Origin of the sequence: Streptomyces sp. ICC1, assembly GCF_003287935.1 — a bacterium.
Lineage (GTDB): Bacteria > Actinomycetota > Actinomycetes > Streptomycetales > Streptomycetaceae > Streptomyces > Streptomyces tritrimontium.
Genome location: NZ_CP030287.1, coordinates 7,555,591 through 7,574,478, shown reverse-complemented (window position 1 = coordinate 7,574,478; position 18,888 = coordinate 7,555,591). Strand labels below are relative to the sequence as shown.

Genomic DNA, 18,888 nt, shown 5'->3' with positions numbered 1-18,888 from the left:
ATGGTGCAGGCCGAGAGCCTGTTCAACGACGCCACCTCCCTCGTCCTCTTCCGGGTCGCGGTGAGCGTCGCGGTCGCGTCCTCCACGGTCTCGTGGGGAAGCGCGGGCGGCGAGTTCGCCCTGCTCGCGGGAGGAGGCACTCTGATCGGGGCCGCGGTCGCCGGCGTCGTGGTGCTGATCCGGCGCCGCACCCAGGACCCGGTACTGGAAACCGCGATCGCGCTCGTCACCCCGTACGCCGCCTACGTCCTGGCCGAGACGGCCCACACCTCCGGCGTCACCTCCGTGGTCGTGGCGGGCGTCGTGATGGGCGGCAGCGGCGACCGCCTCACCAGCGCCCGCATCCGCCTCCAACTGCACGCCGTCTACGGCACCGTGGTGTTCCTCCTCGAAAGCGTCGTGTTCAGCCTGATCGGGCTCTCCCTGCCGGGCCTCATCCGCGAGCTGGGCGACGAGAACCGGCTCTGGCCGCTCTACGCACTCGCCCTGGCCGGCACGCTCATCGCCGTACGCGCGCTGTGGGTCTTCCCCCTGTCGGCCCTGTTCCAGCGGAAGGCCACACGGGACAGGACCGACTGGCGGGTGCCCGCCGTCCTGTCGTGGGCGGGCACCCGGGGTGTCATGCCGCTGGCAGCGGCCCTGTCCATCCCCGTAGCCGCCGCCGACGGCACTGCCCTGGCCCAGCGCCCGCTGGTCCTGGTGCTGACCTCGGTGCTGACCTCCTCCGTCGTGGTCGTCACCCTCGTCGTCCAGGGCTTCACCCTCGCCCCGGTCGTACGCCGCTCCGGGATAGCCCTCGAACCGGACCACACCGAACGCGAGGAGACCGGCGCGCGGCTGAGCCTCGCCGAAGCGGGACTGCGCCGCCTGGACGAACCTCCGGACTCGAAGCCGCGCCCGAGGCGGTCCTCGACCGCCTCCGCCGCGCCCTGCACGCCCGCCGCGACCACGCCCAGGACCGGCTCGGCGACGACGAGGGACCGTACGAGTCCGCCGACCAGGTCTACCGCCAGCTGCGCAGCGACCTGATCGACAAGGAGGCCGCCGAACTCCAGCGCCTCTACGACGACCACCGCATCAGCGACACCACCCGCCGCCGGCTCCAGCCCTCGCTGGACCTGGAGGAGGCCCGGCTCTCCGACCTCTGACGTCCGGTTCCGCAAGGACCCCGTCAACATCGCGTCAGCGGTCCGGGAAAGCGCGTCAAACATGCGTCAGCGGAGGGGGCTATCCCCGGCCGACGGGCATACCTTCGCCGAAGCGCGCCCCGGCCGTCCCGCCGGAGCGCCGTCGCACGCTCCCCACCAGGAGGAACACCATGCCTACGGCAGCACACCCCGAGGACCCCGAGCCTTCCGAACCCGTCCCGGCCGGACCTCTCTACGTCCCCGTCCGGCCGGGACCCGCGGGCTGCTCGGCCCGCTTCTTCCGCACCCCGCCCGGGGAGCGCACGGCGGTCGGCTTCACCTCCGAGAAGCGGCTCACCGCCACCCTGGGTGCCGACCAGAACTGGATCAGGCTCTCCGAGCCCGCCCTGCGTGCCCTCGCCGAACCGCTGGGCGTTCGACGCCTCACGGTCGACCCTCAGTTCTCCGCCCCCGCCCCCCCGTACGCCCCGCCCTCGCTCGACTCCGAGGGTTTCGTGCACTGTTCGGCGGATCCCGGGACCGCCCTGGCGATCGCCGCCTCCCACTACACCGGCGTACGGGGAACCCTGCTCGCCGTGGAACTGGACGAGTCGGCCCTGACCTCGCGGGTCCGCCGGGAGGGTGAGGCCGGAGCCCGCTACCCCCACGTCCACGGGCCGTTGAACCGGGACGCCGTGGTCCGCGTGTGGGAGGTCGTACGCACCCCCGGCGGCCCCGCCCGACTGGCTCCCTGGCCGCCGGAGGGCTGATCGGCCGCGTGGCAGGGTTTCCCTGAGGCCCGTCGCAGGCCAGGATGCCTCTCGCCAGCCCCCGCACTACCCGAGGAGATCTCATGAGCGACCCCACCCGCACCGCCCGGCGCACTGTCCTGGCTGTCGGCGCGAGCGCCCTGGCAGGAGGTGTGCTCACCGCGTGCGGCGGAGCCGAGGAAAAGCCGAAGGCCGAGGGCGGCAGCGCGCCCAGCGGGGCCGCGTCCTCCTCCGCCTCGTCGGCCCCGGACGCGACGAAGAAGGCCCTGCTCAAGTCCTCGGACGTACCGGTGGGCGGCGGCACGGTCCTCAAGGACGAGAAACTGGTCGTCACCCAGCCGACGGCGGGCTCCTTCCGCTGCTTCACGGCGGTGTGCACGCACCAGGGCTGCCTCGTGAACAAGGTGGCGGACGGCACCATCGACTGCCCGTGCCACGGCAGCAAGTTCAAGGTGGCGGACGGCGCGGTGGCCCACGGCCCGGCCACCAAGCCGCTGGCGGAACAGAAGATCACCGTCTCCCCGGCGGGCGAAATCTCGCTCGCCTAGGACTGACCCGCTTGCCTAGTCTGACGAAATGAACGACACGCCGACGCCCGCGCCGCTCGAACTCACCCTGGTCAGGGACCACACGATCTACTCGTGCGTGATGGGTTCGCGGGCGTTCGGCCTGGCGACGGAGGCGAGCGACACCGACCGGCGCGGTGTCTACCTCGCCCCCACACCGCTGTTCTGGGGCTTCCAGAAGCCGCCGACGCACGTGGACGGGCCGCGGGAGGAGCAGTTCTCGTGGGAGCTGGAACGCTTCTGCGAGCTCGCCCTGCGAGCGAACCCGAACATCCTGGAGTGCCTGCACTCCCCCGTCGTGGAACACCTCACCCCGGTCGGAGAGGAACTCCTCTCACTCCGAGGGGCGTTCCTCTCCCGCCTGGCCCACACGACCTTCAGCCGGTACGCGGTCTCCCAGCGCGGCAAACTCCTCGGAGACCTCCGCAACCACGGCGCCCCGCGCTGGAAGCACGCCATGCACCTGCTGCGGCTGCTCCTGTCCTGCCGCGACCTGCTGCGCACGGGCCACCTGGTGATCGACGCGGGCCCCTACCGCGACCGCCTCCTCGCGGTCCGCCGCGGCGAGCTCACCTGGGACGAGGTCGACGCCTGGATGACCCGCCTGGTGACGGAATCCGAGTCGGCTCTCACCACGACCCCCCCCCCCGAATCCCCGGACCTCCCCCGCATCGAAGACTTCCTCCACCGCACCCGCCACACCTCAGCCCTCGGCTAACGGCTGCGCTCCGCGCAGGTCGACGTCGGAGTTGCGGGACGGGAAGCCGTACAGGTGGGCGCCGGACACCGTCGCGAAGAGCAGCGGGTCGGGCTGCTCCTCGACGACGGACGTCAGGTCGGTGCTCAGGGCGTCCAGCACCGCTCACGCGTCCCAGAGGGCGCCGAAGGCGAGGAGTTCGGCGCGGTACTCGATGCGGCCCTCCCACTCGCGGGGCCAGACGTCCGCGCCGAGGTGGGCGCCCGCGAAGGCGCCGGCCAGGCAGGCGATGGAGTCGGAGTCGCCCTTCGTGCAGGCCGCGCGGCGCAGGGCCAGGAGCGGTTCCTCCGGGAAGAGCAGGAAGCACTGGAGGGCCGTGGCCAGGGCCTCCTCGGCGATCCAGCCGTCGCCCGTCGTCAGGCAGGGGTCCGTCTCCGGGGAGGGGCTGCGCAGGGCGGCCGCGAGGCGGTCCAGGACGCCCAGGCACTCGTCCCAGCCGCGCGCCATGAAGGACTCCGCCGAGACGTCCGACGCCGTGCGCGTCCACAGGTCGCCGAGCCAGTGCTCGTGGTAGCGGGTGCGGTTCTCCAGGGCGTACGAGCGCAGCTGCCCGACCAGCCCGGTCACCTCGGTGCCCCTGGCCAGCAGGAACACCGCGCGGGCCGTCAGGTCCGAGGCGGCCAGCGCCGTCGGGTGGCCGTGGGTGAGGGCCGACTGGAGCTGGGCGGCGCCCGCCCGCTCCTCCTCCGTCCAGCCGGGCACCAGCCCGGCCGGCGCCACCCGCATGTTCGCGCCGCAGCCCTTGGAGCCGAGCTGGCTGGCGTCGCGCCAGTCCCGCTCGGGCAGGTTCAGCAGGCTGCAGGCCTTCAGGCAGGTGTTGCCCGGGGCCCGGTTGTTGTCCGGGGAGTGGTACCAGTCGACGAACTCCTCCCGGACCGGCCGCGCGAGCCGCAGCGGGCCCACCGGGCCGCGGTCCGCGGCGGTCCGTATCCCCCGGGCGAAGGCCAGCGTCATCTGGGTGTCGTCCGTGACGATCGCCGGGCGGGGCAGCTCCATGGACCGCCAGGGGCCCGTCTTGGCCAGGATCCCCGGCACGTCGTTGAACTCCGTGGGGAAGCCGAGGGCGTCCCCCAGGGCCAGTCCGAGCAGGGCGCCGGTCGCGGCCCGCTTCGCGGTCGTGGTCATCGTGTGTGTCCTTCCGTAGGGCGGAGCAGGGGCGGGTGCAGGGTGGTCGCCGGCCCGGGCCGGTAGAGCGCGGCCGGTTTGCCGCGGCCGCCGGTGAGCCGGGCGGCTCCGGGCACGGCCTCGACGAAACCGGGCGTGGCCAGCACCTTGCGGCGGAAGTTGGGGCGGTCCAGGGCGGTGGTCCAGACGGTCTCGTAGACGGCCTGGAGCTCGCCGAGGGTGAACTCGGGCGGGCAGAAGGCGGTGGCCAGGCAGCTGTACTCCAGCTTCGCGCCGACCCGCTCCCGGGCGTCCGCCAGGATCCGCGCGTGGTCGAAGGCCAGGCCCGCCGACGGGCCCGCTGGGTGCCGGTGGGGGAGGCGGGCCCGGTCGGCGTCCCCGCCGCCCCCGGCCGCCGGTTCGGGCAGGTCGGGGACGAGCGCGGTGAAGGCCACCGAGACGACCCGCATCCGGGGGTCCCGGTCCGGTTCGCTGTAGGTGCGCAGCTGGTCCAGGTGCAGGGCGTCGACCAGGCCGGCCGCCAGGCCGGTCTCCTCGGCCAGTTCGCGGCGGGCGGCGCTCTCGGCGGATTCCCGGGGCAGCACGAAGCCGCCGGGGAGCGCCCAGGCGCCCGCGTACGGTTCCTGCCCGCGCCGGATCAGCAGCACGTGCAGGGTGCCGCCGCGGACGGTGAAGACGGCGAGGTCGACGGTCACCGCGAACGGCTCGAAGGCGTACGGGTCGTAGCCGCCCGCGGCGCCGCCACCGCGGCCGCCGCCGGCGTCCTCACCGGTGCCGGTGTCACGGCTCATCGGCTCCGCTCCCGTGCCCGGCCGCGCGCCTGCCCCGGCAGCGGATCCCGTACCCGTACCCGCTCCGGCAGCGGGTCCGCGAAGTGCCGGCCCTCCGCGAGCAGTTCGTCCACGGCCGCCGCGGCCGCGGCCAGCCGCGCCTCCCGGTCCCCGCGCACCACCAGGAAGCGCCTGCCGGTCCGCTCCAGCTCCTCCCGGAACCGGCCGGTCATCCACGGCCTCAGCTGCGGTCCGTCGCGCAGCCCGTCGTCCTCGAAGGGCACGTCCGCGTGGTCGGTGAGCACGTACAGGTCCCGGTGCGTGCCCGCGGCGATCCGCTCGACCTCCTCGCTGCGCCCGCCGGTGTACCGCTCGTGCCAGATGCCGGTGGCGAAGGAGTCGGTGTCGCAGAAGAGCACCGGCGATCCCAGCCGGGCCGCCCGCTCCTCCTCCGCGTCCTGCCGCCGTGCGATCACCGGGAACTCCTCCGAGGTGAAGGCCACATCGGCCCAGGTCGCCGCCGGGTCCGCCGCGCGCGCCGCGGCGAGCCGCTCCTCGCTGTAGCGCCGGCCGTACTCCGCGACCCAGCCCGTCGTGCTCCACACCCCGCCCCGGCGCCGCCAGTGGGCCGCCAGCGCCCGCGACAGCGTCGTCGTCCCGGTGGACTCGGCCCCGAGCACGACGATCCGCCGGGTCAGCGCGGCCCGTACGGCCGGCCCCAGGAACTCCCAGTTCCCGACCGGGTCCGCCCGTACCGCCGTCCCGGACACCGGGAAGAGGGTGCGCTCCCGGTCGACGCAGACCGCCTCGGCCCCGAACCGCCGGGCGAGCTCGCTCCCGTACTCCTCCGAGGTGAAGACGGCGTCGACCCTGCGGCCCACCGCGCCGCGGAAGATCGCCATGTGGGCCTCCCAGACCTCCGGGTCGTGCAGGTCGACCGGGATGTCGTCGACCGCGCCCACGACATCGGCACCGGGGTGCGCCTCGCGCATCCAGGCGACCCGGTCGGCGAGCGGCACCGACTCCACCGAGGAGGCGCACACCAGCACGGTCAGCCGCTCGCACTGGTCCTGGGCGGTGCGCACCAGGTGGTGGTGGCCGGCGTGCGGCGGATAGAACTTGCCGAGCACCAGGCCGTGCGCGTAGGCCTTCCCGCCGTGGCGCCTCACGCCGTCGCCTCCAGGGCCCGGCCGGCACCGCGCGCGGTGAGCGCCCGCTGCCAGCCGAGCAGTCCGCCCACGCACAGGGCGAGGAAGACGGTGTAGAGCAGGGAGGTGAGGTAGAGCCCCTTGTAGGCGTACAGGGGGATGTAGACCAGGTCCGCGGCGATCCACAGCCACCAGGACTCGACGAGCTTGCGGCACTGCCCGTACGTGGCCATGAGCGAGAGCCCGGTGGTGACGGCGTCCCAGAACGGGACGGTGGAGTCGGTGGCCCGGCTCAGCAGGAGCGTCAGGCCGAGCACCCCCACCGCCCCCGCCGCGCCCAGCACGGCCCACTCGGCGCCCGTCGTACGGCGCACCGGCAGGGCCCCGGCGGTTCCTGGTCCACCCCCGTGGGTCCAGGACCACCAGCCGTACGCGGCGAGGGCGATGAAGACGATCTGCAGCCCGGCATCGGCGTAGAGGCCCGCCTGCGCGAAGAGCACGATGAAGAAGACGTTGTTGGCGATGCCGATCGGCCAGTTGGCGACGTGCTGCCGGGCGACCAGCCAGACGCAGACGGCTCCTGTGGCGAATCCGAGGATCTCGGTCCAGCTCGTGTGCCACCCCATGGCAACCCCCCGCTTTCTTTATAGTCAGGTTGACTATAAAGAAGATCCGGGGGCGGCACAAGCGCGAAGAACCCGCGGCGCCCAAGGGCACCGCGGGTTCTTCGGTCGTACGGGAGGGGCAGCCGGTCTTTACAGACCGACCTCCTTCATGAGCATGCCGACCTCGGTGTTGGTCAGGCGGCGCAGCCAGCCGGACTTCTGGTCGCCCAGCTCGATCGGGCCGAAGGAGGTCCGCACGAGCTTCTCGACCGGGAAGCCGGCCTCGGACAGCATGCGGCGGACGATGTGCTTGCGGCCCTCGTGGAGGGTCACCTCGACCAGGTAGTTCTTGCCGAGCTGGTCGACGACGCGGAAGTGGTCGGCGCGGGCGTACCCGTCCTCCAGCTCGATGCCGTCCTTGAGGCGCTTGCCGATGTCGCGCGGCAGCGGCCCGGTGATGGCGGCGACGTAGGTCTTCTTCACGCCGTACTTCGGGTGCGTGAGGCGGTGGGCCAGCTCACCGTGGTTGGTGAGGAGGATGATGCCCTCGGTCTCGGTGTCGAGCCGGCCGACGTGGAAGAGACGCGTCTCACGGTTGGTGACGTAGTCGCCGAGGCACTGGCGGCCGTCCGGGTCCTCCATGGTGGAGACGACGCCGGCCGGCTTGTTCAGCGCGAAGAACAGGTGCGACTGGGTGGAGACGGTCAGGCCGTCCACCTTGATCTCGTCCGAGGGCTTCACGCGCTTGCCCTGCTCCAGCACGATCTCGCCGTTGACCTCGACGCGGGCCTGCTCGATGAGCTCCTCGCACGCACGGCGCGAACCCATGCCGGCACGGGCGAGCACCTTCTGCAGGCGCTCCCCCTCCTCCTCGGCGCCCGGGAAGGTCTTCGGGGTCTTGATCACGGGCTTGTCGGCGTACCGGTCGCGCACGCGCTCCTCGATCCGCGCCTCCAGCTCGCGCGGCTTGGACTGGCCGCTGCGGCTGCCGGGGCCGATGCGCGGGCCGCCCGCGCCGCCGATGCCGGGGGTCCTGGAGGTCTTCGGGCCGCCCTTGGCGCCACCGCGGGCCGACGCGCCGCGCGCACCGCCACCGCGGTTGCCGTCGGCCGCGCCGCGGGCACCGCCGCCGCCGGCCTTGGCACCGCCGCGGCCGTTGCGCTCGCCCTCGGGGCCCACGTCGTAGCGACGCTCCTCGGGGCGGGGGTTGCGGATGCGGGGCTCGGGCTCGCGGTCACGGTCGGAGCCGCCGCCCTGATAGCCGCCACCCTGGCCGCCACCCTGGTAGCCGCCGCCGGAGCCGCCGGAGCGGTAGCCGCCGCCGGAGCCGCCGGAGCCGCCGGAGCCGGACCCGCCGGAGCGGTAGCCGCCGCCGGAGCCGGAGCCGCCGGAGCCGCTGCGGTAGCCGCCGCTGGAGCTGCCGCCGCCCGAGCCGGCGCCGCGGTAGCCACCGCCGCCGCCGGAGCCGCCGGAGCTGCCGCCGCGTCCGCCGCCCGAGCCGGAGCCCGAGCCGCCCTGGCCGCCACCGCGGTAGCCGCCGCCGGAGCCGCTGCCACCGCCGGAGCCGCCACCGCGGTAGCCACCACCGCCGCCGCTGGAGCTGCCGCCGCGGGGATTACCTCGCCCGCCGCCGCCACCGCCGCTGCTGTTCCTGTTGCCGCCACCGTTGCCGTTGCCGCTGCTTCGCATCAAAGTTCCGTCGTCTTGTCGTCTTCATCGGTATCCGGAGAGTCCGGATCGAACGACGGAACACCCTCTTGCGTCTCGGCTTCGATCGCGTCCGCCTCGGGGAGGAAGGGCGCGAGCTCCGGGAGCTCGTCCAGGCCGCGCAGGCCCATCCGCTCCAGAAAGTAGTTCGTCGTCCTGTACAGGATCGCACCTGTTTCGGGTTCCGTCCCCGCCTCCTCCACCAGACCCCGCTGGAGGAGGGTGCGCATGACCCCGTCGCAGTTGACTCCGCGGACCGCCGAAACCCTCGACCGGCTGACCGGCTGGCGGTACGCCACGACGGCCATCGTCTCCAGCGCCGCCTGGGTGAGGCGGGCCTGCTGGCCGTCCAGCACGAAGGCCTCGACCGCCGGCGCGAAGTCCGCCCGGCTGTAGAAGCGCCAGCCCCCGGCGACGAGCCGCAATTCGAATCCGCGGCCCTGTACGCCGTACTCGTCCGCGAGCTCGCGCAGCGCGACCGCGACCTCCCCGGGGCTCCGCTCCAGCACCTTGGCGAGGTGCGCCTCCGTCGCCGGCTCGTCCACCACCATGAGGACGGCCTCCAGCGCCGGCTTCAGGTCCAGCCCGGCCACCCGCGGCGCCTGCGACTGCCCCGGTGCCGGGGCCTCCGACGCTGCCGGTGCCGGTGCCTCCGCCGGTGTCTGCTGCTCCTCTGCCCGCGGCCCGCTCATTCCTTGACCTCCACGATCCGGTCGAACTCGTCCGTCACCCTCGGCATGCCGTCCCCGTCCCCGCCGCTCCAGCGCACGGTGAGCGTCCGCAGGGCCTCCTCCTGGTCCAGGACCACCGCCTTCTCCCGGTAGAGCTCCAGGAGGGCCAGGAAGCGCGCCACGACGGTGAGGGTGTCGGCGGCGTCCTCGGTGAGCTCCTGGAAGGTGGCCTCGCCGCGTGCCTTGAGCAGGGCCACGACCAGTCCGGCCTGCTCCCGGACGCTGACGAGCGGGGCGTGGATGTGGTCCACGTACACCTGGGGCTTCGCCCTGGGCTGCATGGCCTTGACCGCGAGCCTCGCCAGCCCGTCGCCGCCGATGCCGATGACCACCTCGGGCAGCAGCTCGGCCAGGCGGGCGTCCAGGCCGACGGTGCGCGGGTAGCGCTTCCCCTCGGTTTCGGCCCGGTCCCGGAAGATCTCGGCGATCCGCTTGTACGCCCGGTACTGGAGCAGCCGCGCGAAGAGCAGGTCCCTGGCTTCCAGCAGCGCGAGGTCGGCCTCGTCCTCCACCTCGGCGACGGGCAGCAGCCGGGCGGTCTTCAGGTCGAGCAGGGTCGCGGCGACGACGAGGAACTCGGTCGTCTGGTCGAGGTCCCAGTCGGGTCCCATGGAACGGATGTGCGCCATGAACTCGTCGGTGACCTGCGACAGGGCGACCTCGGTGACGTCGAGCTTGTGCCGGGAGATCAACTGCAGGAGCAGGTCGAAGGGGCCCTCGAAGTTCGCCAGCCGCAGCGTGAACCGCCCGTCGCCCGCGCCGGCCGCCGCGGCCCGCCCGGAGCCGCCCGGAGCCCCTGCGGGCTCCCCGGACGCCCCGGAGGGCCCCCGGGGCGGCTCGAGCGGCTCCTGGGGCGGTACGGGGCCTGCGGCGCCCTCCGGGGCCGCCCCGGCCCTGTCGTGTGCGACGGCCAACCACATACGGAAGTACCGGCGCTGTTCACGCGGGAGCCACCCGCGCGGACGGCGCCGGCGCGCTTCGGGGGACCCGCCAGAGCCGGCCACCAGCGGCCGCAGCAGCCCGTCACCGCGCCCATGTACGCGGCCCAGGCCCCGGCCGGACCCGCGGCCGGCTCCGGCGGCAACGACGTGCGCACCCAGCTGATGATCGTCGGCGCGGCCCTCCTGGCCATCGCCCTCATCATCGGCGGCGGCTTCTGGTACGTCTCCGACGACGGCGACGGCGGCGGCGAGCAGCCCGTCGCCGAAGGCAGCGCGAGCCCGGGCGCGGGCGGCGACAAGGGCCAGTCCGGCGCCGGCGGCTCCGAGAAGGTCCCCGCCAGCATCAAGTCGAAGACGTTCCTCAACATCCCGGAGCCGGAATCGACCGAGATCGTCCAGATCAAGGGCTCCTGGGTCACGGACACCACGTACGTGAAGTCCGATGTGGGCAAGGTCGTCGGCTACAAGCTGACCGACGGCTCCAAGGCGTGGGAGACCCCGCTCAAGGGCAACATCTGCGGAGCCAGCCGCTACGCCTCCGACAACAAGGCCGCGATCCTCTTCGACGAGGCCATGCCGACGGCGGAGAAGAAGTACCAGCCGTGCAACCAGGCCGGCGTCATCGACCTGGTCAGCGGCAAGCTCCTGTGGTCCGCCAGCGCCAAGTCCCAGACCGGCGGCGACAAGGCCGTCAACTTCGAAGAGATCACCCTCAGCGGCCAGACCGTCGCCGCGGGCGGCACCGGCGGCGGCGCCGCCTGGAACCTCGCCGACGGCAAGGCGCTGTGGGCGCCCAAGACCGATGCCGAGGGCTGCGAGGACATGGGCTACGGCGGCGGCCCGGCCCTCGCCGTGATCCGCAAGTGCGGCAGCTCGACCCGGGTCCTGTACGCCCAGGCCCTCGACCCGGTCACGGGCGCGGCGAAGTTCTCGTACAAGCTCCCCGCGGGCGTCGAGTTCGCCCAGATCGCCTCGACCAAGCCGCTCATCGTCGCGGTGAACATCAACAAGACCGCGAAGGACGCCACCGGCGTCAGCGACCTCTTCGTCCTCGACGACGCCGGTGCGCTCAAGACGCGCATCCCGCTCACCTCGGGCAACTACGCACCCAGGTGCAGCTCCACCGAGGTCGAGGACTGCACCCACATGGTGGTCGGCAACGGCAAGATCTACATGCCGAGCCAGGAGCACAAGGGCGCGGCCGAGTACGGGCGCACGAACGAGATCGTCTCCTTCGACCTGGAGACCGGCAAGCAGACCGCCGACCGCTCGGACGCCGGTGAGCGCTTCAAGATCTTTCCGATCCGCATGGACGGGCCGAACCTCATCGCCTACAAGGTCCCGCCCTACGACGGGGGCGGCCAGATCGTCTCCATCGAGCCCAAGGAGATGAAGCAGACGGTCCTGATGCAGAACCCGGCGACCAAGGAATCGCAGCGCGCCGAGACCCAGTTCGTGCCGGACCGCGCCGAGTACCACTACCAGAACGGCAGGCTCTTCATCGCGGCCACCTCCGTGATGACCAAGTCCTCCGTGGCCAGCGACCCGAACTACATCGTCGTCTCCTTCAAGACGGGCTGACCGGCCACCCGCAATCACCCAGAAGCGCCCGAAGCCCCCGGAAGGTCCGTCCTTCCGGGGGCTTCTGCGCGGTATCCGCACCGCGCCGTCGAACAAGCGTGTAGCTTGCCGGGGCAGAAGGGTGGGGGGTGGGTTGCGATGGGCGTACGGGTCATGGTGGTCGACGAGCACCGGCTGCTGGCCGAGGCGCTCGCCTCGGCCCTGAAACTGCGCGGCCACCGGGTCCTGGCGGCCGCCGCGCCGGCCGCCGGCGCCGCCGAGCTGGTGATCAGCCGCGCCCCCGAGGTCTGCCTGCTGGGCACGGCCACGCCCGCCGAGCCCGGGGTCTTCGAGCCGATCGTCCGGATCAAGCGCGAGCGCCCGCAGATCGCCGTGGTCGTCCTGGGCCCCGTGCCGAGCCCGCGCGGCATCGCCGCCGCCTTCGCCGCCGGAGCCTCCGGGTACGTCCGCCACGACGAGCGCATCGAGGGCGTGGAGCGGGCCCTGGCCAAGGCGCGCGCGGGGGAAGTCGCCATCGCCCCGCAGCTGTTGCAGGGCGCCTTCGCGGAACTGCTCAACCCCGCCGCCCAGCCCGACGACGAGGGCAGCCGGCTGCTGCGGATGCTCACCCCGCGCGAGGTGGAAGTGCTGGTCCGGGTCGCCGAGGGCGAGGACACCCGGCTCATCGCCGCGGGCATGGCCATCGCGCCGAGCACCGCGCGCACGCACGTGCAGCGGGTGCTGATGAAGCTCGGCGTGGGGTCCCGGCTGGAAGCGGCCGCGCTGGCCGCCCGCACCGGGCTGCTGGAGCGGGCCGGACTGCCGCCGACCGGGGCCGCTTCGTCCTGATCCGTGCCGCGGATTTCCCCCGGGCGGCGCGATCCGGTAAGCCGGAGACCAGCACGCGACGCATCGCGCGTGCGTTCTCGCGCGAGAGGCAGTGGGCACGTGAGCAAGACGGCACCTTCCAAATACCTGGTCACCGGCGGCGCCGGATACGTGGGCGGCGTCGTCGCGGCCCACCTCCTGGAAGCGGGCCACGAGGTGGTCGTCCTCGACGACCTCTCCACCGGCTTCCGCTCCGGGGTGCCGGCCGGCGCCACGTTCATCGAGGGCCGCATCCAGGACGCCGCCGACCACCTGGACTCCTCCTTCGACGGGGTCCTGCACTTCGCCGCCTCCTCGCAGGTCGGCGAGTCGGTGGTGAACCCCGGCAAGTACTGGGAGAACAACGTCGGCGGCACCATGGCCCTGCTCGCCGCGATGCGCGGGGCGGGCGTGCGCACGCTGGTGTTCTCCTCCACCGCCGCCACCTACGGGGAGCCGGCCGGCGGACCGCTGACCGAGTCCTCGGTCACCGCGCCGACCAACCCGTACGGCGCCTCCAAGCTCGCCGTCGACCACATGATCGCGGGGGAGTGCGTGGCGCACGGCCTCGCGGCGGTGTCGCTGCGCTACTTCAACGTGGCCGGCGCCTACGGCGAGTTCGGCGAGCGCCACGACCCCGAGACGCACCTGATCCCGCTGGTGCTGCAAGTGGCCCTCGGCGAGCGGGAGTCGATCTCGGTGTTCGGCGAGGACTACCCGACCCCGGACGGCACCTGCGTGCGGGACTACATCCACGTCGCCGACCTGGCGCGGGCCCACCTGGCGGCGCTGCGGGCCGCGGCGGCGGGCGAGCACCTGGTGTGCAACCTCGGCAACGGCAACGGGTTCTCGGTCCGCGAGGTCATCGAGACCGTCCGCAAGGTCACCGGGGAGCAGATCCCCGAGGTCGTCGCCCCGCGCCGGGCCGGCGACCCCGCGGTGCTCGTCGCCTCCGCCCGCACGGCCCACGAGCGCCTCGGCTGGACCCCGGAGCGCTCGGACCTCACGGGGATCGTGACGGACGCCTGGAACTTCACCCGCGCGCTGCGCGCCCGGACCAGCTGAAGCGGCCCGATCCCTACGGAGCTCCGCGCCCCCGCCCCCACCCGGTGCGGGGGCGCGCACACGTTCGGGGTGCGCCGTGACCGGGCGCCGTGCGCGGGCGCCCGGCGTGCGCACGCCGGGTGAAATACACCTCGTGCAACTGCCCGCGGCACACGACCGTCCGCGATATGTCCCACGGCATCGCGGTAGGGGTGATTTCCGGCCAGCCAGGAGGCCTTGAACGGCCGCCTCACCGGAAAATGGCTCGGAAAACTTCTGCTATTCGGCCAACCACCAGCCTCCCCCGGGCCTACGCTGATGCGTGACACCGGTGGGGGCCGGTGTTGATTCAGGGGTCGAGACAAGTCGGGTACGACGTCCGGTCCGGGGTAGTGCAGAGATGTCACGGCGGCGGCCGAGGCGCCTGCGGATCACCCGGTCCGGGCGCCGTACCCGCCGTCGTCCGTTCCCCGACCCTTGGGGGTTTTGTGGTCCGTATCCGGGTACTCGTGGTCGACGATCACCGCATCTTCGCCGAATCTCTCGCCGCCGCGCTCGCGGCCGAACCGGACGTGGACGTCTCCGCGGCCGGCAGCGGCCCCGCCGCGCTGCGCTGCCTCGAACGCGGCGCGGCCGAGGGCCGCCGGTTCGACGTGCTGCTGGTCGACGCCGACCTCGCCGCCGTCGCCGGAGCCGTCCCCGCCCAGCGGGAGCCCGCCGCCGCTCCACCGGCCACCGCCGACGGAATCGCACTCGTGGCGGGCGTACGGGTGTCCCATCCCGGGGTCCGCACGGTCGTCCTCGCCGAGCGCGACGATCCGCGCCGGGCCGCCCTCGCGCTCCAGGCGGGGGCCTCCGGGTGGGTGGCGAAGGATTGCTCCCTCTCGCGGCTGCTGGCCGTCGTGCGCGGAGTCCTGCGCGAGGAGACGCACCTTCCGCCCGCGCTGCTCACCGGAGTCCTCCGGGAGCTGACCGCCGCCCGCAAGCACCGTACGGACAGCGAGCGGCTCGTGGAGTCCCTCACGCCCCGCGAGCACGAGGTGCTGCGCTGCATGGTGGCGGGGCTGGGCCGCAAGGACGTGGCCGCGCGGCTGTTCCTCTCCCCGCACACCGTCCGCACCCACATGCAGAACGTGCTGGGCAAGCTCGGGGTGCACTCCACGCTCGCGGCCGTCGCCCTGGCCCGGCGGGCCGGCGTACGCCCCGCGGACCTGCCGGGACTGCCGGGACTGCCGGGGGCCGGACTGTCGGGACCCGGGCTGCCAGGGTCCGGGCTGCCAGGGTCCGGACTAGCCGGGGACGTTGTCGAACGGAGCGGTCAACTGGCGTAGCAGCGCCGCGAGATCGCCGCGCTGGGTGCGCGAGAGCTGGGCCAGGATCGCCCGTTCCTGGGCCAGCAGCCCGGCGAGCGCCTGGTCGGCGCGGTCGCGGCCCTCGGGAGTGAGGCGGACCAGGACCCCGCGCCGGTCGTTGGGGTCCGGCAGCCGCTCGACGAGGCCCTTCTTGGCGAGCCGGTCGATCCGGTTGGTCATGGTGCCGGAGGTGACCAGAGTCTGCGTCAGCAACTGCCCGGGGGAGAGCTGGTAGGGCGCGCCGGCCCGCCTGAGCGAGGTCAGGACATCGAACTCCCACGGCTCCAGGCCGTGCTCGGAGAAGGCCAGCCTGCGGGCCCGGTCGAGGTGGCGCGCGAGCCTGCTGACGCGGCTGAGCACCTCGAGCGGTTCCACGTCGAGGTCAGGGCGTTCCCGCCGCCATGCCGCAACCAGTCGGTCGACCTCGTCCTCCATGCCGATCAGTGTAAAGGGTCTGTCGACGTGAAGTCTCTTCAAACCGAGTATCTCGATCTCGTGTATCTTGATGTCGAGATATATATTGCGCACCATGGGGGCATGGAGGGGGCCGGAGCAGCTTCCGCTTCCGACCGCACCGCCCGCAAGGAGGCCCGAACATGCATTCCGATACCGCGTCGGCCAGGATTCCGGCGTCGAACCCCGCACCGGCAGCCGCCGCCCCCACCGCGCCGGCCGCCCCCACCTGGGACCCGCAGCAGTACCTCCGGCACGCCGGCCACCGGGCCCGGCCCTTCCTCGACCTCCTCGGCCGCATAGCCGAGCTCCCCACCAAGCCCGCCCGCATCGCCGACCTCGGCTGCGGTCCCGGCAACGTCACCGCCCTGCTCACCGAACGCTGGCCCGAGGCCCGCATCACCGGATACGACCTCTCCCCGGAAATGCTCCACCGCGCGAGCGCCGAGCACGCCGGACCCACCGAAGGCGGCGGCCTCCTCGACTTCCACCGCGCCGACCTCGCCGACTGGCTCCCCGAAGAGCCCTACGACCTGATCGTCTCCAACGCCGCCTTGCAGTGGGTCCCCGGCCACGCGGCCTCCTTCGCCCCCTGGATCAACGGACTGCGCCCCGGCGGCACCTTCGCCTTCCAGATCCCCGGCAACTTCGGCGCCCCCAGCCACCGGATCCTCGCCGACCTGTGCGACGCCCCCCGCTGGCGGGCCCGGCTCGCCGGACACGGGGCCCGCTACATCCACATGCTCGAACCCGGCGGCTACCTGGAACGGTTCACCGAGCTAGGCTGCGCCGCCGACGTCTGGGAGACCACCTACCACCAGCTCCTCGAAGGCCCCGACCCCGTCCTGGACTGGGTCAAGGGCACCGCCCTGCGGCCCGTCCTCACCGCGCTGGGCGACGACCACGAAGCCGAGGCCGCCTTCCTCACCGAATACCGCACCCTGCTGCGCGAGGCCTACCCGCCGGGACCCCGCGGCACCGTCTTCCCGTTCCGCCGCATCTTCGCCGTCGCCCGCAAGGAGTCCTGACCATGCTCGCCGCAGTCGACCACGTCCAGCTCGCCGCGCCGCCCGGCGCGGAGGACCTTCTCCGCGCCTACTACGCCGGCGTCCTCGGCATGACCGAGATCCCCAAGCCGCCGGTGCTCGCGGCGCGCGGCGGCTGCTGGTTCGCCGCCGGGCCCGTCCAGCTCCACCTCGGCGTCGAGGAGGACTTCCGCCCCGCCCGCAAGGCACACCCCGGGCTCAGGGTCACCGCCATCGAGGCCTACGCGAGCAGACTGGAGGAGCGGGGCGCCGAGGTCGTCTGGGACGACGACCTGCCGGGGCACCGCCGCTTCTACTCCGAGGACCCCGTCGGCAACCGGCTCGAGTTTTTGGAGCAGCACAGCGTGGAGCAGCACAGCTCGGAGCCGCGCAGCTCGTAGCGGCACGGCCTGGAGCAGCGCGGCCCGGAAGAGCACAGCCCGCAGGCCCCCCTGGGCTGAGGGCTGCCGTACGCGCGACGGCGCCCCGCCGCCGGAGATCCGGTGACGGGGCGCCGTCGCACCTCGCGCCCGTACGGGACCCGTACGGGCGTGCTCAGCTCTTGCGGTGGCCCACCAGCCTCGGCTTCGCCTCCAGGTTCTCCAGCCCGTGCCAGGCCAGGTTCACCAGGTGCGCTGCCACCTCCGCCTTCTTCGGCCGGCGCGTCTCCAGCCACCACTGCCCGGTCAGCGCCACCATGCCCACCAGCGCCTGCGCGTAGAGCGGCGCCAGCTTCGGATCGAAGCCGCGGGCCTTGAACTCCAGCCCCAGGATGTCCTCGACCTGCGTGGCGATGTCACTGATCAGCGAGGCGAAGGTGCCCGTCGACTGGGCCACCGGCGAATCCCGCACCAGGATCCGGAACCCGTCGGTGTAGTTCTCGATGTAGTCCAGCAGCGCGAACGCCGCCTGCTCCAGCAGCTCCCGCGGATGGCCGGCCGTCAGCGCGCCCGTCACCCCGTCCAGCAGCTGGCGCATCTCCCGGTCGACGACGACCGCGTACAGACCCTCCTTGCCGCCGAAGTGCTCGTACACCACCGGCTTGGAAACCCCGGCCTTCGCCGCGATCTCCTCCACCGACGTGCCCTCGAAGCCCTTCTCGGCGAACAGGATGCGGCCGATGTCCAGCAGTTGCTGGCGCCGCTCGGCGCCCGTCATCCGGACCCGGCGGCCGCGCCTGGGCTTGTCGCTGCTGGAACTGCTGCCGTCGATCGCCACACCCCCCATCATGCCGCGTTCGACGCTTCTTCCTTGCGCCGGGCGTCGAGGCGGGCCTCGGACGGCCAGCGCACGTCGGACGCCCATCCCAGCTGCTCGAACCAGCGGATCAGCCGGGCACTGGAGTCGACCTGGCCGCGCAGCACCCCATGGCGCGCCGACGTCGGATCGGCGTGGTGCAGGTTGTGCCAGGACTCCCCGCACGAGAGCACCGCCAGCCACCACACGTTGCCGCTGCGGTCACGCGACTTGAACGGCCGCTTGCCCACCGCGTGGCAGATCGAGTTGATCGACCACGTCACGTGGTGCAGCAGCGCGACCCGCACCAGCGAACCCCAGAAGAACGCCGTGAACGCCCCCCACCAGGACATCGTCACCAGACCGCCCACGACCGGCGGGATCGCCAGGGAGAACATCGTCCAGAAGACGAAGTCCCGCGAGATCCGCCGGATCGCCGGATCCTTGATCAGGTCCGGGGCGTACTTCTGCTGATCGGTCTGCTCCTCGTCGAACAGCCACCCGATGTGGGCCCACCACAGGCCCTTCATCAGCGCCGGCAGCGTCTCCCCGAACCGCCACGGCGAATGCGGGTCGCCCTCGTGGTCCGAGTACTTGTGGTGCTTGCGGTGATCGGCCACCCAGCGCACCAGCGGACCCTCCACCGCCATCGACCCCATGACCGCCAGCACGATCCGCAGCGGCCGCTTCGCCTTGAAGGAACCGTGCGTGAAGTAGCGGTGGAAACCGATCGTGATGCCGTGGCAGGCCAGGAAGTACATGAACACCATCAGGCCCACGTCCAGCCAGCTCACCCCCCACCCCCAGGCCAGCGGAACGACCGCGAGCAGTGCCAGGAAGGGGACGGTGATGAACAGCAGCAGCGCGATCTGCTCGACGGACCGCTTGCTCTCACCGCCCAGGGTCGCGGACGGCACGGACGCGCCGGAAGACGCCGAGGCGTCCTCGATCACGTCGGGACTGATGGTCATAGAGGTCCCCTGAGGGTGAAGGAGTCGGCAGGCGCGCCGCCCGGCCACACTTTCTACGGACGCGTAACCTACGGCAACGTAAGTATGGCAAAGGTCCCGCACGCGGCAAGAGGAGCGCGCCAGCCCCTCCCGC

At 72.8% G+C, this 18,888-nt stretch carries 20 protein-coding genes and 1 pseudogene; 10 read left to right on the top strand and 11 right to left on the bottom strand.

Annotation, left to right across the window (positions count from 1 at the left end):
• The 4 genes from DRB96_RS35350 to DRB96_RS35335 all read left to right on the top strand — a co-directional run bounded on the left by DRB96_RS35350 (nucleotide 1) and on the right by DRB96_RS35335 (nucleotide 3,181).
• Nucleotides 1-1,029, top strand: a complete 1,029-nt coding sequence (locus DRB96_RS35350) for a cation:proton antiporter (RefSeq protein ID WP_343234713.1) — start codon at nucleotides 1-3, stop codon at nucleotides 1,027-1,029.
• Nucleotides 1,030-1,318: 289 nt separating this feature from the next.
• A complete protein-coding gene (locus DRB96_RS46125; protein ID WP_275432047.1) occupies nucleotides 1,319-1,897 on the top strand; it encodes a DUF952 domain-containing protein in 579 nt (192 codons plus the stop codon).
• A gap of 83 nt (nucleotides 1,898-1,980) precedes the next feature.
• On the top strand, nucleotides 1,981-2,445 hold the full coding sequence (locus tag DRB96_RS35340; RefSeq protein ID WP_112452094.1) for a Rieske (2Fe-2S) protein: 465 nt from the start codon (nucleotides 1,981-1,983) through the stop codon (nucleotides 2,443-2,445).
• A 28-nt stretch (nucleotides 2,446-2,473) separates the two neighbouring features.
• Complete coding sequence (locus DRB96_RS35335) at nucleotides 2,474-3,181, top strand: nucleotidyltransferase domain-containing protein (protein WP_112452093.1); 708 nt, start codon at nucleotides 2,474-2,476, stop codon at nucleotides 3,179-3,181.
• Nucleotides 3,182-3,190: 9 nt separating this feature from the next.
• Here DRB96_RS35335 and DRB96_RS35330 read toward each other — a convergent pair.
• From DRB96_RS35330 to DRB96_RS35295, 8 genes and pseudogenes are all read right to left on the bottom strand, one after another.
• Nucleotides 3,191-3,322: pseudogene (locus DRB96_RS35330) on the bottom strand (nucleotidyltransferase domain-containing protein); the annotation flags it as partial.
• A 3-nt stretch (nucleotides 3,323-3,325) separates the two neighbouring features.
• The gene (locus tag DRB96_RS35325; RefSeq protein WP_112452092.1) at nucleotides 3,326-4,345 is read right to left on the bottom strand and encodes an ADP-ribosylglycohydrolase family protein; all 1,020 of its coding nucleotides are present in this window, start codon (nucleotides 4,343-4,345) and stop codon (nucleotides 3,326-3,328) included.
• Nucleotides 4,342-5,136 carry an NUDIX domain-containing protein gene (locus DRB96_RS35320; protein WP_112452091.1) on the bottom strand — a complete coding sequence of 265 codons (795 nt, stop codon included), beginning with the start codon at nucleotides 5,134-5,136 and terminating at the stop codon, nucleotides 4,342-4,344. The genes DRB96_RS35325 and DRB96_RS35320 overlap by 4 nt, the downstream gene beginning before the upstream one ends.
• Nucleotides 5,133-6,284 (bottom strand): AAA family ATPase, encoded by a 1,152-nt coding sequence (locus DRB96_RS35315; RefSeq protein WP_112452090.1) that lies wholly within the window; start codon nucleotides 6,282-6,284, stop codon nucleotides 5,133-5,135. The genes DRB96_RS35320 and DRB96_RS35315 overlap by 4 nt, the downstream gene beginning before the upstream one ends.
• A complete protein-coding gene (pnuC, locus tag DRB96_RS35310) occupies nucleotides 6,281-6,889 on the bottom strand; it encodes a nicotinamide riboside transporter PnuC (protein WP_112452089.1) in 609 nt (202 codons plus the stop codon). The genes DRB96_RS35315 and pnuC overlap by 4 nt, the downstream gene beginning before the upstream one ends.
• A 129-nt stretch (nucleotides 6,890-7,018) precedes the next feature.
• A complete protein-coding gene (locus DRB96_RS35305; RefSeq protein ID WP_112452088.1) occupies nucleotides 7,019-8,557 on the bottom strand; it encodes a pseudouridine synthase in 1,539 nt (512 codons plus the stop codon).
• On the bottom strand, nucleotides 8,557-9,267 hold the full coding sequence (gene scpB, locus DRB96_RS35300; protein WP_239516582.1) for an SMC-Scp complex subunit ScpB: 711 nt from the start codon (nucleotides 9,265-9,267) through the stop codon (nucleotides 8,557-8,559). The genes DRB96_RS35305 and scpB overlap by 1 nt, the downstream gene beginning before the upstream one ends.
• Nucleotides 9,264-10,220 carry a segregation/condensation protein A gene (locus DRB96_RS35295; protein ID WP_239517801.1) on the bottom strand — a complete coding sequence of 319 codons (957 nt, stop codon included), beginning with the start codon at nucleotides 10,218-10,220 and terminating at the stop codon, nucleotides 9,264-9,266. The genes scpB and DRB96_RS35295 overlap by 4 nt, the downstream gene beginning before the upstream one ends.
• Before the next feature lie 120 nt (nucleotides 10,221-10,340).
• Between DRB96_RS35295 and DRB96_RS35290 the strand changes: the two genes are divergently transcribed.
• From DRB96_RS35290 to DRB96_RS35275, 4 genes are all read left to right on the top strand, one after another.
• Nucleotides 10,341-11,828, top strand: a complete 1,488-nt coding sequence (locus DRB96_RS35290; protein ID WP_112452086.1) for a PQQ-binding-like beta-propeller repeat protein — start codon at nucleotides 10,341-10,343, stop codon at nucleotides 11,826-11,828.
• A gap of 138 nt (nucleotides 11,829-11,966) precedes the next feature.
• Nucleotides 11,967-12,656: a LuxR C-terminal-related transcriptional regulator gene (locus DRB96_RS35285; protein ID WP_112452085.1), complete on the top strand. Its 690-nt coding sequence runs from the start codon at nucleotides 11,967-11,969 to the stop codon at nucleotides 12,654-12,656.
• Nucleotides 12,657-12,755: 99 nt separating this feature from the next.
• Nucleotides 12,756-13,739 (top strand): UDP-glucose 4-epimerase GalE, encoded by a 984-nt coding sequence (gene galE, locus DRB96_RS35280; RefSeq protein ID WP_112452084.1) that lies wholly within the window; start codon nucleotides 12,756-12,758, stop codon nucleotides 13,737-13,739.
• Nucleotides 13,740-14,206: 467 nt separating this feature from the next.
• Nucleotides 14,207-15,049 (top strand): response regulator transcription factor, encoded by an 843-nt coding sequence (locus tag DRB96_RS35275; RefSeq protein WP_112452083.1) that lies wholly within the window; start codon nucleotides 14,207-14,209, stop codon nucleotides 15,047-15,049.
• Here the strand turns inward: DRB96_RS35275 and DRB96_RS35270 are convergent.
• The gene (locus DRB96_RS35270; RefSeq protein WP_112452082.1) at nucleotides 15,008-15,505 is read right to left on the bottom strand and encodes a MarR family transcriptional regulator; all 498 of its coding nucleotides are present in this window, start codon (nucleotides 15,503-15,505) and stop codon (nucleotides 15,008-15,010) included. The genes DRB96_RS35275 and DRB96_RS35270 overlap by 42 nt on opposite strands.
• A gap of 161 nt (nucleotides 15,506-15,666) precedes the next feature.
• On the opposite strand from DRB96_RS35270, the gene DRB96_RS35265 reads away from it, so the two are divergent.
• Together DRB96_RS35265 and DRB96_RS35260 are read left to right on the top strand one after the other, a co-directional pair.
• A complete protein-coding gene (locus DRB96_RS35265; protein ID WP_112452081.1) occupies nucleotides 15,667-16,551 on the top strand; it encodes a trans-aconitate 2-methyltransferase in 885 nt (294 codons plus the stop codon).
• 2 nt (nucleotides 16,552-16,553) lie between these two features.
• Nucleotides 16,554-16,949 (top strand): VOC family protein, encoded by a 396-nt coding sequence (locus tag DRB96_RS35260; RefSeq protein ID WP_112452080.1) that lies wholly within the window; start codon nucleotides 16,554-16,556, stop codon nucleotides 16,947-16,949.
• 154 nt (nucleotides 16,950-17,103) lie between these two features.
• On the opposite strand, the gene DRB96_RS35255 is transcribed toward DRB96_RS35260, so the two are convergent.
• Nucleotides 17,104-17,775, bottom strand: a complete 672-nt coding sequence (locus tag DRB96_RS35255) for a TetR/AcrR family transcriptional regulator (protein WP_112452079.1) — start codon at nucleotides 17,773-17,775, stop codon at nucleotides 17,104-17,106.
• The gene (locus DRB96_RS35250) at nucleotides 17,775-18,755 is read right to left on the bottom strand and encodes a fatty acid desaturase (protein WP_204357899.1); all 981 of its coding nucleotides are present in this window, start codon (nucleotides 18,753-18,755) and stop codon (nucleotides 17,775-17,777) included. Before DRB96_RS35250 ends, DRB96_RS35255 begins: the two co-directional genes overlap by 1 nt.
• Between the last annotated feature and the right edge of the window lie 133 nt (nucleotides 18,756-18,888).

Bases quoted from the DNA above. Each gene is read 5' to 3' on its own strand.
- DRB96_RS35350 (WP_343234713.1), top strand. From the start codon at position 1: ATGGTGCAGGCCGAGAGCCTGTTCAACGACGCCACCTCCCTCGTCCTC.
- DRB96_RS46125 (WP_275432047.1), top strand. From the start codon at position 1,319: ATGCCTACGGCAGCACACCCCGAGGACCCCGAGCCTTCCGAACCCGTC.
- DRB96_RS35340 (WP_112452094.1), top strand. From the start codon at position 1,981: ATGAGCGACCCCACCCGCACCGCCCGGCGCACTGTCCTGGCTGTCGGC.
- DRB96_RS35335 (WP_112452093.1), top strand. From the start codon at position 2,474: ATGAACGACACGCCGACGCCCGCGCCGCTCGAACTCACCCTGGTCAGG.
- DRB96_RS35325 (WP_112452092.1), bottom strand. From the start codon at position 4,345: ATGACCACGACCGCGAAGCGGGCCGCGACCGGCGCCCTGCTCGGACTG.
- DRB96_RS35320 (WP_112452091.1), bottom strand. From the start codon at position 5,136: ATGAGCCGTGACACCGGCACCGGTGAGGACGCCGGCGGCGGCCGCGGT.
- pnuC (WP_112452089.1), bottom strand. From the start codon at position 6,889: ATGGGGTGGCACACGAGCTGGACCGAGATCCTCGGATTCGCCACAGGA.
- DRB96_RS35305 (WP_112452088.1), bottom strand. From the start codon at position 8,557: ATGCGAAGCAGCGGCAACGGCAACGGTGGCGGCAACAGGAACAGCAGC.
- scpB (WP_239516582.1), bottom strand. From the start codon at position 9,267: ATGAGCGGGCCGCGGGCAGAGGAGCAGCAGACACCGGCGGAGGCACCG.
- DRB96_RS35290 (WP_112452086.1), top strand. From the start codon at position 10,341: ATGTACGCGGCCCAGGCCCCGGCCGGACCCGCGGCCGGCTCCGGCGGC.
- DRB96_RS35285 (WP_112452085.1), top strand. From the start codon at position 11,967: ATGGGCGTACGGGTCATGGTGGTCGACGAGCACCGGCTGCTGGCCGAG.
- DRB96_RS35270 (WP_112452082.1), bottom strand. From the start codon at position 15,505: ATGGAGGACGAGGTCGACCGACTGGTTGCGGCATGGCGGCGGGAACGC.
- DRB96_RS35265 (WP_112452081.1), top strand. From the start codon at position 15,667: ATGCATTCCGATACCGCGTCGGCCAGGATTCCGGCGTCGAACCCCGCA.
- DRB96_RS35260 (WP_112452080.1), top strand. From the start codon at position 16,554: ATGCTCGCCGCAGTCGACCACGTCCAGCTCGCCGCGCCGCCCGGCGCG.
- DRB96_RS35255 (WP_112452079.1), bottom strand. From the start codon at position 17,775: ATGGGGGGTGTGGCGATCGACGGCAGCAGTTCCAGCAGCGACAAGCCC.
- DRB96_RS35250 (WP_204357899.1), bottom strand. From the start codon at position 18,755: ATGACCATCAGTCCCGACGTGATCGAGGACGCCTCGGCGTCTTCCGGC.